This is a genomic window from uncultured Polaribacter sp., from assembly GCF_947500975.1.
In the GTDB taxonomy this organism is placed as follows: Bacteria; Bacteroidota; Bacteroidia; order Flavobacteriales; family Flavobacteriaceae; genus Polaribacter.
Map to the genome: position 1 here is coordinate 1 of NZ_CANMUE010000010.1, position 14,012 is coordinate 14,012.

Genomic DNA, 14,012 nt, shown 5'->3' on the forward strand with positions numbered 1-14,012 from the left:
AACATATTTCCGTTAGCGGGTGCAAATATACAACTCATTTCTACACCCACAACTATTTTTTAAACCTTTTTTTAAAAAAAATTAAAACCAAAACTTAAAATCATTAAAACTAATAACTTACACCATCAAAAAAAAATAATTGAATTTGAAAAATAAGGTTTCAAGAATCTTGCAGCTTTACGAACTCAATCTATTTATAAAAAAAAGCTACAAGATCTAAAAAACCTAGAGGAATATTAGCAGAAAAAAACTAACTAAATTCTTAATAAAATTATATCATAAATAAAAGTTATCACTTTAATTAACCATCTCTTTAACATCTACTTCATCTATCTCTGGATTTGCCCCTTCGCTACTTGCTACAATAGCACCAACAGCACACGCAAAATTTAACGCCTTCTGAGGAGGAATACCTTTTAATAATTGATTTACTATAGAAGCCAAGAAAGAATCTCCTGCTCCAACAGTATCAACAACCTGAATTTTATAACCGCTATTATAATAAAACTGATCATTATAATATAAGATAGCACCATGCCTACCTTTTGTTACACAAATAATTTTTGTATTGGTTTCTTTAGCAATAAAAAGAATATTTTGCTCTAATGATTGTGTATTAGAATTTAATTCTTTTCCAATTTCGAAAATCTCATCATCATTAAATTTTATAAAATCTGCATAATCCATTAATTCTTTAAGAACATCTATCGTATAATAAGGAGGTCTTAAGTTTACATCAAAGATTTTATAAGTTGCTAATTTTAAAAGTTCAAAAAGCACATTTCTAGACATATCGTCTCGTGCAACCAAACTACCAAAAATAAATGCATCCGATTTTTCCGTAATGGTTTTAGACACATCTGTAAGTTCTATTTTATCCCAAGCTCTTGGAAACATTATATCATAAGACGCCGAGCCCTTTTCATTAAGTATTACTTTGACTTTACCCGTTTTATATTGTTCATCAACTTGAACCCCTCTAACATCAACTCCATTTTCTTTAAACATCTCCAATATTCTATCCCCTTTCTCATCAGCACCTACTCTACTTATAATAGATACATTATTCTTAAAAGATCTTAACCTATTAGCTACATTTAAAGGAGCTCCTCCTATTTTTTCATGATTAGGAAACACATCCCAAAGAACTTCCCCAAAACAAGTTATATTCATTGTTTTTTTTTATTTTTTTTAAATTATTAAAGCTTGCGACCTTTTAATAAAAACTTATCTAGTATCTTTTTTAATTCATAATTGATAAATCTACAAGCTCAAAATCCAATTTTTTGTTTCATTTATTTAAGGACATTATCACTCCACCTGAAAGCACACAAGCAGAATATCACACAGCACATGATAAATTATTCGCAACTATTAGCTTAATGAAATAACTTATTATATTTCATTTAAAACTTTACTATTTAGATCTATCACACTTCTCTCTATACCGAAATCAGTAATTTTTGCATATGCTTTTTTGAAATTTTTGACGAATCTTTCAGAGTCTTTTATATTTCCAAAAACCTCATCAATCTCAAGAAAAACTTCAGGGGAACTCTTAGCTTCTTTAGCTTTTTCTATTAATTTATCACTCAATACATCTTTTATATTTATAGGACTTCCTTTTTCATCAACACCTATAGAATATATTGCCCAAGCCGCCAAAATTAATGAAGCGCTTTTAATAGGGCCATTTACCGCTAATTGTTTTTGAATAGTTGGTAAAATAAATTTTGGAATCTTAGCTGAACTTTGTGAACAAATCCTATCAATTTGATCTTTCATATACTTGTTACCAAATCGTTGCACCAAAGAATGTTTATAGTTTTTTAAATTAACCTCTTCTAGATTTCCTAAAATTGGCGTAACCACATTACCCATGTAAATTCTTAAAAAAGTACTAATATTAGTGTTACCAATAGCTTCATCAATAGTAGTATACCCCATTAAAGCTCCTAAAATCCCCAAGACAGAATGCCCCGCATTAAGAAGCATTAACTTCATCTCTTCATAAGGCTCTACATTTTTAACAAACTGAGCACCAACTGTTTCCCAAGTTGGCCTACCTGCAACAAAATCATCTTCAATAACCCATTGTTTAAAAGGCTCACAAACCACAGGCCAAGCATCATCAATACCAGAGGTTTGTAACAATAAATCAATATCTTTTTGCTCTGTTACCGGAGTAATTCTATCTACCATACTATTAGGAAAAGAAACATTTTCTTCTACCCAAGACAAAAGATTAGGCTCTGCAGCTTTGATATAACTAGTAATCATCTTTTTAGCGATATGCCCATTTCCTTGAATATTATCACAAGATTGAATAGACACACCTTTTAAACCTTTTTCTTTACGATGCTTTAAAGCTTGAGTTAAATACCCAAAAATACTTTTAGGAGACGAAGGGTTTACTAAATCATGAATAATCATAGGGTTTTCAAAATTGAATTCACCTGTAGATTCATTAAAATTATAACCACCCTCCGTAATCGTAAGTGTTATAATTTTAACTTCTGGATGCGCCATTTTTTCTATGACTGCCAATGGATTTTCTGGAGCAAATAAAACCTCAACGATAGAGCCTATAACCCTCTTTGTTAAAGAGCCGTCTAATTCTTTTACAATTAAAGTATATAAACCATCTTGCTCCTTAAGAGTTTCGTATATTTTTGTATCGAAATCTAACAATGCAACACCGCAAATACCCCAATCATTTATAGATTCATCGTGCAAAAGCTTATCAGTATAATACGCTTGATGCGCTCTATGAAAACCACCAATACCTACATGAACAATACCCGTTTTTATTTTAGATCTGTTATATAAAGGTACAGAAACTTGCCTCGAAACCTGAGGCAGGTTTAAGTTATTTAATTTTATCATTTAGCTAAATCCTTTTTTCTAGTTTTTATTTACTATCGAAACGTTGAAGTAGTACTGCGAAAATTATAATTGCCCCCTTAACAACTTGCTGTGGATAAGACGGCACGTTTAAAAGATTCAAAATATTACCTATTAAACCTAAAATTAACACCCCCATTAAAGTATTAATTGCAGATCCTTTACCTCCATTTAAGCTAGCACCACCAATTACAACAGCAGCAATAGCATCTAATTCCCAAGCCATTCCCATATTTGGAGAACCAAGGTTTGTTCTTGACGCAACAACAATTGCAGCAATAGCTGCTAAAGAACCAGAAATAGCATAAACTAAAAATTTATATTTATTTACTTTTATACCAGACAAACGAGACGCCTCTTCATTACTACCCATTGCAATAATTAATCTACCAAAAACATTGTAACGTAACATTACTGCTGCAATTGCTACAATAACGAAAAATACAATTGCTATATTAGGTATACCAATAGTAGAGTTATTTGCAAAATTAGACATGAACTCTCCTCCAGGAGTTTTAAAAGTAATAGGGGATCCTTTTGCATAGATAAAACCTAAACCTCTTGCAACTGTCATTAAAGCCAAGGTGGCAATAAAAGGTGCCATTTTTTGAAAAGCCACCAAATAACCAGCTACACTTCCTAAAGCGAAACCAATAATTATTGTTAATAATATTGCTATTGGTAAGACGACTGCGTTTACCAAAATAGCAAAGGTTACTGCAAGCAATGCCACCATGGAACCTACAGATAAATCTATTCCCCCTGTTAAAATCACTATCAACATACCAATACTAATAATACCAATACCAGATACTTGTTTTAATAAATTAGAAAGGTTTACTGATGTAAAAAATACATCTGATATTACTGCTGAAAAAATTACCAGCAATATAAAAATGAATATTGTATTATATTTTATTAAAAATTTTAATATCCCCCCAGGATTACTAAGCTGTTGTTTTATAGTTAAAGCCATAATTTAGTTTTTTTAATATTATTTGATTTATTTAATTGGTTCGCCAATTGAGTAGCGTAAGATATTTTCTTCAGAGAACTTTTCTTTTGGCAACTCGCCATAAATAGTTCCTTCATGCATTACCAAAATTCTATCTGCTATACCCATAATTTCTGGCATATCAGAAGAAATAACAATAACACCAACACCTTTTTTAGCAACTTCGTTAATAAGGTTATAAATTTCTACCTTAGCACCAACATCTACACCACGCGTAGGCTCATCAATAAGAATTACTTTACTATCTATACTTAACCATTTAGCCAAGGCCACTTTTTGCTGATTACCTCCTGAAAGATTTTTAACATCGACCTCAGAACTTGGCGCCTTAATATTTAACTTATCTATCAGACCTAATACATTAGTATACTCTTTATCTGTACTTATAAAACCAAGCTTGCTAGAAATTGGAGCAAAACTGGTAACACTAATATTTCTTCTTATAGATAAAGGTAAAAACACACCTTCTTCTTTTCTATCTTCAGAAACAAAACCAATTTCATGACCAACAGCCTCTACGGGAGATTTTGTTGTAATTTCTTTTCCGTCTAAAATTAAAGTTCCAGATTTCTTTTTATCAGCTCCAAAAATAAGTTTTGCAGTTTCTGTTCTTCCACTTCCTCCTAAACCTGCAATTCCAAGTACTTCACCAGGTTTAACAGAAAATGAAACATCATGTACTAAATTATCTCTTGCAGTTAGGTTTTTGACTTCAAAAATTGGTTCTGCACCAATTTCTGCATCACGAGCAGGATACAAATCTTTTAACTCTCTACCAATCATCAAACGAATAACACCATCCGTATCAGTATCTTTAACCGCCATACTACCAGTATCTACACCATCTCTAAGTACAGTAATAGAATCGGCTATTTTAAAGATTTCTTCTAGGTGATGAGAAATATAAATAATTGAAATTCCTTTTTCTTTTAACCTAAAAAGATTATCAAAGAGTTTTTGAGTATCTGTTGGATCAAATACAGTTGTTGGTTCATCTAAAATCAACACTTTTGTATCTTCAGATAATGCTTTCGCAATTTCTACAACTTGTTTTTGAACAATACTTAAATCTCTAACAATTGCTGATGCATCAATTTCAAATCCTAATGAGTTTATCAATTCTTGAGCATCATTAGTTAATTGCTTCCAATTCATCCAAAATTTACTTGCACCTAATTTGTGTAAATAAATGTTTTCTGCAACTGACAAATCATTTACCAAAGACAACTCTTGATACACAACACTTATACCTAAAACTTGACCATCGTGTGTGTTTTTAGGACTTATCTCTTCTCCATTTAGTAATACTTTTCCTCCATCTTTTTGATGAACTCCACTTAATATTTTAACTAAAGTAGATTTTCCGGCTCCGTTTTCGCCAAGTAAAGCATGGATTTCTCCATGCTTTACTTTAAAGTTTACATCCTCTAGCACTGAAACAACACCAAAACTTTTTGATATTCCGGTCATTTCAACTCGGTATTCACTTTCTGAATTTTTCATATCAAATGAGTTTTAGATTAAAATAATGCTTTTGGGTCGTAGTATTTTGCAGCATTCTCTTTTGTGATTAGTAATGGTGCCGTAAATGACGTTTTAGGAAAATCTCTTTTACCGTTCATATATTGAATAGCATACTCAACTGCGTTTTTACCAATTTGCACTGGACTATTCATTGCTGTACATCCGTAAAAATCTGTATCCATAATATATTTAATTGCTTCTTTTTGTCCATCTGCTCCAGCAACAATTAAAATATCATCTGTTTTACCAGCTTGTGCAATTGCTTTGATAGCCCCCAACACACAAACATCAGACTCTGTAATTACAACATTAATATCTGGATGCGCCACTAATACATCTTCCATTGCTTTTAAACCACCTGCATAAGACCATTCTGTATACATTTGCGTTCTAACATCTAAATTAATTTTACCCTGAGTTCTTAATTGCTCTTCAGTAATACCCTCTAATAAACCTTGCTTACGAGTTCTTCCAACTGGGTTACCTGCATTACCACTTAATAAAGCAATATTCATTTTTTTGTTACCAAATTTCTTCGCTAACCATTCACCTGCTAAAGCACCATTGGCACGATTATTAGATTGAATTGTTGTAACAAAATCTGCAGAAGGATCAATTGAACTATCAATAATAAATACAGGAATCCCTGCTGCTTTAGCAACTTTAGTTACACCTACTAATGCATCTGGATCTTTAGGATTTAATAATAAAGCATCTACCCCTTTAGTTATTAAATCTTCTACAGCAGCAATTTGCTTGTTGATGTCATTTTGACCATCAGCTGATAAAAATGTCATTCCATTTTTTTCAGTACTCGCCTTAATACTTTGCAATAAAGCTTGATAATAAGGTGCATTTAATGAAGGAGTTGCATATCCTATTTTTTTTCCTTTCAAATCTAATGCACTTGTAACAACCTCACTCGTATCTTCAGAACTATTTACATTTGCTTTTGTTGAAGTTTTTTCTTCTACACAGCTAGATAAACTTAATAACACAGCAAAAATCATTGCTGGTTTTAACAGTTGCTTTAAAATTGTTTTCATATTTATTGTTTTCATAATATATATTTTGGTTAAAGTTAAATATAGTTTTTCTTTATTAAAATAATGTAATATCTAATTGAAGATTAGTTTCTTTACGCTCTGGATTCCACATAGCCATAACCTCTACTGGTAATTTATAATTACCTAAACTCATTTTTTTTGCTAACGCAAGTCCAACGTTTATAATATTTCCACTTCCTTGCGTATAGAAAGTGTTATCTGTATGAAATGACCAAGCACCTCCAAGAATACCAGTTAATGTAGCACCGTCTTTTTCAAAAAGTTTTGCTTTAACTTCCAAATATTGAGTCCAGCTATCTGTAAGATCTCCATTAGCATCGTACACTAAATTAGAACCATTTACCAAAGCTCCGTCAGCATATCTATCAACATCAGATGACTGACCAAAAAGAATAACCCCGTAATACAAAGAAATTTTATCAAAATTATACCCGAAGTTTAAATCAGCAAAATTATACGCTGTTGCTCTATCATAAGCCCAAGAATTATAACCAACTCCAGAAGCAGCAATATCTGTAAAGTTATTGTGCGTAACTAGCTCTGTAAAAAACCTATCACTAAAACGATATACTGCATAGGTAGAAAACTCTTTATAAGGACTACCAGAACTTGCGAAGCTAGCACCACCCCAGAAACCTAAAGTAAACTTACTATCTCTTGAAGTATATTCTAAGTTTGTTGCAACCATAGGGCCTGATTGCACCTGAAAACCATGCCATAAATGCATATTTTTAAGATGGGCACCAAATTTAAATGGCTTATAACTATCCTCCATATTTTTACCATCATCTTGCGCATTTGCATTTCCAAAACTCAATAAAGCCACAAAAACAGCAATAACAGCCTTACCCAAACTAAAGCCGTTTTTTACTTTAGCTTCTTTTAATTGCGAACCGAACACGTCAGCTACTTTTTTAATAATTGTAATCATAATCATTGTATTTTTTTTTAATAAAAATAAGCGTCTTTTTGACATTTAATTCTTCAAATGTAACAATAAAATATTAAAATCCTAATTTTTTATTAAAAAAATAATCATAATAGTAAATTTAAATCATATAAATTAACGTATACACAATAAAATGAATAAATCAAAAATAAACTATAAAACGTCTAAAAGACGTTACTATTAAAAAGATTTGTATATTGTAGAAAATTTTAATTTCTATCAAATAAAAAAATTAATTTTACAACATAATTAAAACCATGACCCTAGAAAAAATTCCAAATATATCTGTAGACTGTGTTGTTTTTGGTTTTGATGTCATTTCAAAATCACTAAACGTTCTACTAATTAACAGAAGACTAAATAAACCGAATAAAGAAAATATTATAATTGATGATTACGTATTAACCGGATATCATATTTACAAAAATGAAACGTTAGACGATGCTGCAAGCAGAGTATTAAATGAATTAACAGGTTTACATAATTTATATAAAAAACAGTTTAAAGTTTTTGGAAACCCAAACCGTTTAATGAACAAAAAAGACATCATATGGGCTGAAAGCGAAAACTTTAACCTAAGAACCGTAACGGTTGCCTATTATTTTTTACTCCCAACTCACGAAGTAAACTTAGAGGAAAACCCTTATAATGCAAATTGGTTTCCGATTAACAATTTGCCAGAACTAGGTTTCGATCATGAAAAAATAATTAATGAAGCTTATGAAGATTTAAAGTTTAAATCTCTTCATGAACCTATAACATTTGAATTACTACCAGACAAATTCACCATAAAAGACCTACAAGATTTATATGAATCTATCTTAGGGATACAAATAGACAATAGAAATTTTAGAAGAAAGTTAATTAAGAAAAAATACATTATTGCTTTAGATGAAAAACAGACAGGTGTCTCAAAAAAACCTGCACAACTATACATGTTTAGTAGAGATGTTTACAAAAAAGTATATGAAAAAAACTTCTTAATCAATATTTAACTAAAAACTAAACAAATAATAAATTGCTAGTCTATATACAGACTATTATCTTTGCATCTTTATATCAATAACATATTTAATGATTAATATTACATTACCAGACGGAAGTGTTAAGGAGTTTGCTAAAAACAGTACTCCTATAGATGTTGCTAAAAGCATCAGTGAAGGATTAGCCAGAAATGTAATTTCTGCAAGTTTTAACGGTACAACAATAGAAACCACTACCCCGTTAACGATAGATGGAGCTTTAACCTTATTCACTTTTAATGATGATGCTGGTAAAAAAGCATTTTGGCATTCATCTGCGCACGTTTTAGCAGAAGCAATTTTAAGTTTTCATCCAAATGCAAAATTAACCATAGGACCTGCAATTGATAATGGATTCTATTACGATTTAGATTTAGGTGAAGATGTAATTTCTGAAAATGATTTTAAAGCGATAGAAAACAAATTTTTAGAAATTGCTCGTGGTAAACACGAATTTTCTATGCGATCTGTATCTAAAGCAGATGCATTATCATTATACAAAGAAGAAAATAATCCGTATAAAGTTGAGTTAATTGAAAACTTAACTGATGGAGATATTACTTTTTGTGACCATAGTAATTTTACAGATTTATGTAGAGGAGGTCACATTCCTAACACAGGAATTATAAAAGCAATAAAAATAATGAACGTTGCCGGCGCTTATTGGCGTGGTGATGAAAAAAATAATCAGTTAACACGTGTTTATGGAATTTCTTTTCCAAAACAAAAATTATTAACTGAATATTTAGCTCTTTTAGAAGAAGCTAAAAAACGTGATCACAGAAAATTAGGCAAGGAATTAGAATTATTTACTTTTTCGCAAAAAGTTGGTGCTGGCCTACCTTTGTGGTTACCAAAAGGAGCTGCCTTAAGATCTAGATTAGAAGATTTTTTAAAAGCTGCTCAGAAAAAAGCGGGTTACGAAATGGTAATGACACCACATATTGGGCAAAAAGAACTATATGTTACTTCTGGTCATTATGAAAAATATGGTGAAGACAGTTTTCAGGCGATAAAAACTCCAAAAATGGATGAGGAGTTTCTGTTAAAACCAATGAACTGCCCTCATCATTGCGAGGTTTACAACTTTAAGCCATACTCTTACAAAGATTTACCTAAACGTTTTGCAGAATTTGGAACCGTATATAGGTATGAGCAAAGTGGAGAATTACACGGTTTAACGCGTGTTAGAGGTTTTACACAAGATGATGCACATATCTTTTGTACTCCAGAACAATTAGATCAAGAATTTAAAAACGTAATTGATTTAGTATTATACGTTTTTGGCTCTTTAGGTTTTGAAGATTTTACTGCTCAGGTTTCTATTAGAGATATGGAAAACTTAGATAAATATATAGGTGATGCTCAAACTTGGGAAATTGCTGAACAAGCCATTATTAACGCAGCAACTGATAAAGGTTTAAATTTTGTGATTGAAGAAGGAGAAGCTGCTTTTTATGGCCCTAAATTAGATTTTATGGTTAAAGACGCATTAGGTAGAAGTTGGCAACTTGGAACCATTCAAGTTGATTATAATTTACCAAAACGTTTCGATTTAACATATAAAGGGGCAGACAATCAATTACACAGACCAGTAATGATTCATAGAGCTCCATTTGGTTCTATGGAACGTTTTATTGCTGTTTTACTAGAACATACAGGTGGAAACTTCCCACTTTGGCTAACACCAGATCAAGTTATCTTGTTGCCAATCAGTGAGAAATATGAAAAATATTCAGAAAAAGTTTTAGAATCGTTAGAAAATTCCGAAATTCGCGCCCTAATAGATAACAGAAACGAGAAAACTGGCCGTAAAATTAGAGATGCGGAAGTTAGCAAAACACCTTTTATGGTTATTGTTGGAGAGAAAGAAGAGCAAGATGGTACAGTTTCTGTAAGAAAGCATGGAGAAGGAGATTTAGGTACATTTACCATCGAAGAATTTATTTCTTTAATTAAAGCAGAAGAAAACAAAACATTGAAGAAATTTTAATTAATTTTGAATTTCATTAACAAATATTAAAGGTTGGAAAACAACCATAAGTTAAATTTTAAATTTACAAGTCATAGCAATACGTAGAAGTAGGTCAAGAAGACCGTTAAGAGTAATCAAAGAAGATCAACATAGGATTAATGAAAAAATAAAATATGTTGACGAAGTTCGTCTTGTGGGCGACAATGTAGAAGTTGGTGTATATCCTTTAGATAAAGCTAAAGAATTAGCCAAAGAACAGGAATTGGACTTGGTAGAAATATCACCAAAAGCAAAACCACCTGTTTGTAAAATTATTGATTACAAGAAATTCTTGTATGAGCAAAAGAAACGTGAAAAAGCTTTAAAATCAAAAGCCACAAAAGTTACGATTAAAGAAATTCGTTTTGGACCTCAAACTGATGAGCATGATTATGAGTTTAAAAAGAAACATGCAATTAAGTTTTTACAGGACGGAGCTAAATTAAAAGCTTTTGTTTTCTTTAAAGGACGTTCAATTATATTTAAAGAACAAGGTCAAATTTTATTATTAAAATTGGCACAAGAGTTAGAAGAATATGGTAAAGTAGAACAATTACCAAAACTGGAAGGTAAACGTATGATTATGTTTATTGCACCTAAAAAAGTAAAATAATACTGAAATAATTTCAGCATAAACAATCTTATAAGCAAGATAAAAACGAAGGAGAAATGCCTAAAATGAAAACCAAATCTAGCGCCAAAAAACGATTTAAAGTTACCGGTACTGGAAAAATTAAAAGAAAGCACGCGTTTAAAAGTCATATTTTAACAAAGAAGTCTAAAAAACGTAAGCTTAAATTGACTCATGATACTTTAGTACATAAGTCTGATGTTGCAAACATAAAGCAACAATTAACTTTATAATAAATAAAGTTAATAGGGAATTTAATTATTAACCATGGAGTTAGGCAAAAAATAAAAAGTATTCTTAATTGAATCGCCTACTACAAAACACATTGAAATTATGCCAAGATCAGTAAATTCAGTAGCCTCAAGAAAAAGAAGAAAAAAAATCTTGAAGGCAGCAAAAGGTTACTTCGGACGTAGAAAAAACGTTTACACAGTAGCAAAAAATGCGGTTGAAAAAGGAATGCTTTACGCATACCGTGACCGTAAAAACAATAAGAGAAACTTTCGTTCTTTATGGATTGTTCGTATTAACGCAGCAGCTCGTTTACACGGAATGTCTTACTCTCAGTTTATGGGAAAAGTGAAAGCTAACCAAATCGAATTAAACCGTAAAGTTTTAGCAGATTTAGCTGTAAACAACCCAGACGCTTTTAAGGCAGTTGTAGAGAAAATTAAATAAATTTAATAATACTTGCTTATATTTAAAAACCTAAACTTTTGTTTAGGTTTTTTTTATAAATTTACATTTTAAACTAATCAACAATGAAATATAAAATACTTTCTTTAATATTCATATTTACTTCCCTAATCTCTTTATCTCAAGAGAATGAAAAAGAATCAAACTCAATAAAAGATCAATTTGAAAAAATTTACAGAACATCTAGCAGCTACCAAAAATATAAGGTAATTAGTAAAGATAGATTTACAATTCTAAAATTAAATGTATTAGATTCTTTAAAAATATCTAAAAATATTATTTTAAAAAAAGAGAACCTTTTAAAAAAAGAAAGAGAAAGTATTGTAAAAATTCAAACACAATTAAGTAATACAAAAACTGATTTAGATACTGCTACTCAAAAAGAAAATTCTATTTCATTATTTGGTTACCAATTAAACAAAACAACCTATAACCTTATCTTATTATCTCTAATAATTGTACTAATTTTATTTTTAGTATATTTTATTTATAAATATGCTAAAAGTAACGTTCTAACGAAAGAAGCGAAAGAAAATTTAGAAGATGTAAATTACGAATTTGAAAAACATAAAAAGAAAGCTATAGAAAGAGAACAAAAATTACGTAGGCAATTACAAGATGAGATAAATAAACAGCGTAATGTTTAATTAAATCTTTTTTTTAATAATATAAATATTAAATTCTTAGTAAAACAATCATTTTATTAATACTATCTTAATTATTTTAATTCATTTTTTATCTGAATATAAATTTTGTAAATTTAGTAATTAATTTAAATGAAAGCGGTGAATATAATACACATAAGTGCTGAATGTTATCCTATTGCTAAAGTTGGAGGCTTAGCTGACGTTGTTGGTGCATTACCTAAATACCAAAAAGAACTACAAGCAAGTAGTAGTGTAATAATGCCTTTATATAATAATTCGTTTACCCAAACGAATAAATTTGAAAAAATTTACGAAAATTATATTGCTCTTGGTCATGAATATGTTAATATTCAAGTTTTAAAACTAATTGATAACAAATTAGGTTTCGAGCTTTTTTGCATTCATATACCTGATTTACTGTTTAAAGATTATGTATATTCTAATAATGACACAGATCGTTTTTTAGCTTTTCAAATAGCAACTTTAGATTGGATACTAACACTGGATAAAAAACCTGATATTATTCATATTCATGATCATCATACAGGGTTAATTCCCTTTATGTTAACCCAAAGTTATAAATATGAAAAACTAAAAGATATTCCAACAGTTTTAACCATTCATAATGCTCAATATCAAGGTTGGTTTTCTCATGAAAAAGTTTCTTTAATACCACCATTTAATTTTGAAAACGTTGGCTTATTAGATTGGGGAGACTCAATAAACCCATTAGCAGCTGCTATTAAATGTAGCTGGAGAGTAACTACTGTTTCTCCTTCTTATATGGAAGAACTAAAGCTAAACGCAAACGGTTTAGAAAATTTATTAGCTAGCGAAAGTAATAAATGTATTGGTATTTTAAATGGTATAGATTCAAAAGTCTGGAATACAGAAACAGACAACAATTTAGTAAAAAACTATAATATATCTTCTTCTAAGTCGGGTAAAAAAGCAAATAAAAAATGGCTTTGTCAAAAATTTAATTTAGATGAAAATAAACCTCTTTTTACTTTTATAGGTCGTCTAGTTGGAGAAAAGGGATCAGATTTATTTCCTGAAATTTTTACTAAGGCATTAAAAGAAAACAACATCTCTATTTTACTTTTAGGATCAGGTGATAAGGAAGTTGAAGAAAGATTAAATTATATTCCTAAAGAAAACTTTAATTTTTATATAGGCTATAATGAAAAATTAGCGCATATAATTTATGCTGGAGCGGATTTTTTATTAATGCCTTCTAGAGTTGAGCCTTGTGGTTTAAATCAAATGTATTCTTTAAAATACGGCACAGTACCCATTGTAAATACTATTGGTGGCTTAAAAGATACAATTATAGATATAAATAGTAAAGATGGTTATGGTATTTTACACAATGGTGTTACTATAAAAGAAGTAACTGATGCTATTACAAGAGCTACAAAATTTTATTCTGAAAAAGAAAAATTTACAAAAAACTTAAAAACAATAATGAAAATTGACAATTCTTGGAACAATTCTGCCCAAGAGTATGTAAACTTATATAAAACTCTAAAACAATAAACAT

Annotated in this window: 13 protein-coding genes; 7 read left to right on the top strand and 6 right to left on the bottom strand. The window is 30.1% G+C overall.

Annotation, left to right across the window (positions count from 1 at the left end; genetic code table 11):
* Positions 1 to 297: 297 nt before the first annotated feature.
* The 6 genes from Q0733_RS11175 to Q0733_RS11200 all read right to left on the bottom strand — a co-directional run bounded on the left by Q0733_RS11175 (position 298) and on the right by Q0733_RS11200 (position 7,441).
* Positions 298 to 1,173, bottom strand: coding sequence for a carbohydrate kinase (locus Q0733_RS11175; RefSeq protein ID WP_298782328.1), 876 nt, complete (start codon positions 1,171 to 1,173; stop codon positions 298 to 300).
* Positions 1,174 to 1,395: 222 nt separating this feature from the next.
* A complete protein-coding gene (locus Q0733_RS11180; RefSeq protein ID WP_298782329.1) occupies positions 1,396 to 2,886 on the bottom strand; it encodes a mannitol dehydrogenase family protein in 1,491 nt (496 codons plus the stop codon).
* Between the two features lie 25 nt (positions 2,887 to 2,911).
* Complete coding sequence (locus tag Q0733_RS11185) at positions 2,912 to 3,880, bottom strand: ABC transporter permease (RefSeq protein ID WP_298782330.1); 969 nt, start codon at positions 3,878 to 3,880, stop codon at positions 2,912 to 2,914.
* Between the two features lie 27 nt (positions 3,881 to 3,907).
* Positions 3,908 to 5,422, bottom strand: a complete 1,515-nt coding sequence (locus Q0733_RS11190) for a sugar ABC transporter ATP-binding protein (RefSeq protein ID WP_298782331.1) — start codon at positions 5,420 to 5,422, stop codon at positions 3,908 to 3,910.
* A gap of 17 nt (positions 5,423 to 5,439) precedes the next feature.
* Complete coding sequence (locus tag Q0733_RS11195; RefSeq protein WP_298782332.1) at positions 5,440 to 6,504, bottom strand: substrate-binding domain-containing protein; 1,065 nt, start codon at positions 6,502 to 6,504, stop codon at positions 5,440 to 5,442.
* A 40-nt stretch (positions 6,505 to 6,544) separates the two neighbouring features.
* Entirely contained in the window at positions 6,545 to 7,441 is an 897-nt protein-coding gene (locus Q0733_RS11200; RefSeq protein ID WP_298782333.1) for a hypothetical protein, read from the bottom strand.
* Between the two features lie 275 nt (positions 7,442 to 7,716).
* On the opposite strand from Q0733_RS11200, the gene Q0733_RS11205 reads away from it, so the two are divergent.
* The 7 genes from Q0733_RS11205 to Q0733_RS11235 all read left to right on the top strand — a co-directional run bounded on the left by Q0733_RS11205 (position 7,717) and on the right by Q0733_RS11235 (position 14,008).
* Complete coding sequence (locus tag Q0733_RS11205) at positions 7,717 to 8,454, top strand: NUDIX domain-containing protein (protein ID WP_298782334.1); 738 nt, start codon at positions 7,717 to 7,719, stop codon at positions 8,452 to 8,454.
* Positions 8,455 to 8,533: 79 nt separating this feature from the next.
* Complete coding sequence (gene thrS / locus Q0733_RS11210; RefSeq protein ID WP_298782335.1) at positions 8,534 to 10,474, top strand: threonine--tRNA ligase; 1,941 nt, start codon at positions 8,534 to 8,536, stop codon at positions 10,472 to 10,474.
* Positions 10,475 to 10,589: 115 nt separating this feature from the next.
* Positions 10,590 to 11,108 carry a translation initiation factor IF-3 gene (gene infC / locus Q0733_RS11215; RefSeq protein ID WP_298782467.1) on the top strand — a complete coding sequence of 173 codons (519 nt, stop codon included), beginning with the start codon at positions 10,590 to 10,592 and terminating at the stop codon, positions 11,106 to 11,108.
* Between the two features lie 56 nt (positions 11,109 to 11,164).
* Entirely contained in the window at positions 11,165 to 11,359 is a 195-nt protein-coding gene (gene rpmI, locus Q0733_RS11220; RefSeq protein ID WP_298782336.1) for a 50S ribosomal protein L35, read from the top strand.
* Between the two features lie 100 nt (positions 11,360 to 11,459).
* Positions 11,460 to 11,804, top strand: a complete 345-nt coding sequence (gene rplT / locus Q0733_RS11225; RefSeq protein ID WP_068450935.1) for a 50S ribosomal protein L20 — start codon at positions 11,460 to 11,462, stop codon at positions 11,802 to 11,804.
* An 83-nt stretch (positions 11,805 to 11,887) separates the two neighbouring features.
* Complete coding sequence (locus Q0733_RS11230) at positions 11,888 to 12,469, top strand: hypothetical protein (RefSeq protein ID WP_298782337.1); 582 nt, start codon at positions 11,888 to 11,890, stop codon at positions 12,467 to 12,469.
* 138 nt (positions 12,470 to 12,607) lie between these two features.
* The gene (locus tag Q0733_RS11235; protein ID WP_298782338.1) at positions 12,608 to 14,008 is read left to right on the top strand and encodes a glycogen synthase; all 1,401 of its coding nucleotides are present in this window, start codon (positions 12,608 to 12,610) and stop codon (positions 14,006 to 14,008) included.
* Positions 14,009 to 14,012 lie beyond the last annotated feature (4 nt).

Excerpts from the sequence above, each read along its gene's own strand:
- Q0733_RS11175 (WP_298782328.1), bottom strand. The coding sequence starts at position 1,173 with ATGAATATAACTTGTTTTGGGGAAGTTCTTTGGGATGTGTTTCCTAAT.
- Q0733_RS11180 (WP_298782329.1), bottom strand. The coding sequence starts at position 2,886 with ATGATAAAATTAAATAACTTAAACCTGCCTCAGGTTTCGAGGCAAGTT.
- Q0733_RS11185 (WP_298782330.1), bottom strand. The coding sequence starts at position 3,880 with ATGGCTTTAACTATAAAACAACAGCTTAGTAATCCTGGGGGGATATTA.
- Q0733_RS11190 (WP_298782331.1), bottom strand. The coding sequence starts at position 5,422 with ATGAAAAATTCAGAAAGTGAATACCGAGTTGAAATGACCGGAATATCA.
- Q0733_RS11195 (WP_298782332.1), bottom strand. The coding sequence starts at position 6,504 with ATGAAAACAATAAATATGAAAACAATTTTAAAGCAACTGTTAAAACCA.
- Q0733_RS11200 (WP_298782333.1), bottom strand. The coding sequence starts at position 7,441 with ATGATTACAATTATTAAAAAAGTAGCTGACGTGTTCGGTTCGCAATTA.
- Q0733_RS11205 (WP_298782334.1), top strand. The coding sequence starts at position 7,717 with ATGACCCTAGAAAAAATTCCAAATATATCTGTAGACTGTGTTGTTTTT.
- thrS (WP_298782335.1), top strand. The coding sequence starts at position 8,534 with ATGATTAATATTACATTACCAGACGGAAGTGTTAAGGAGTTTGCTAAA.
- rpmI (WP_298782336.1), top strand. The coding sequence starts at position 11,165 with ATGCCTAAAATGAAAACCAAATCTAGCGCCAAAAAACGATTTAAAGTT.
- rplT (WP_068450935.1), top strand. The coding sequence starts at position 11,460 with ATGCCAAGATCAGTAAATTCAGTAGCCTCAAGAAAAAGAAGAAAAAAA.
- Q0733_RS11230 (WP_298782337.1), top strand. The coding sequence starts at position 11,888 with ATGAAATATAAAATACTTTCTTTAATATTCATATTTACTTCCCTAATC.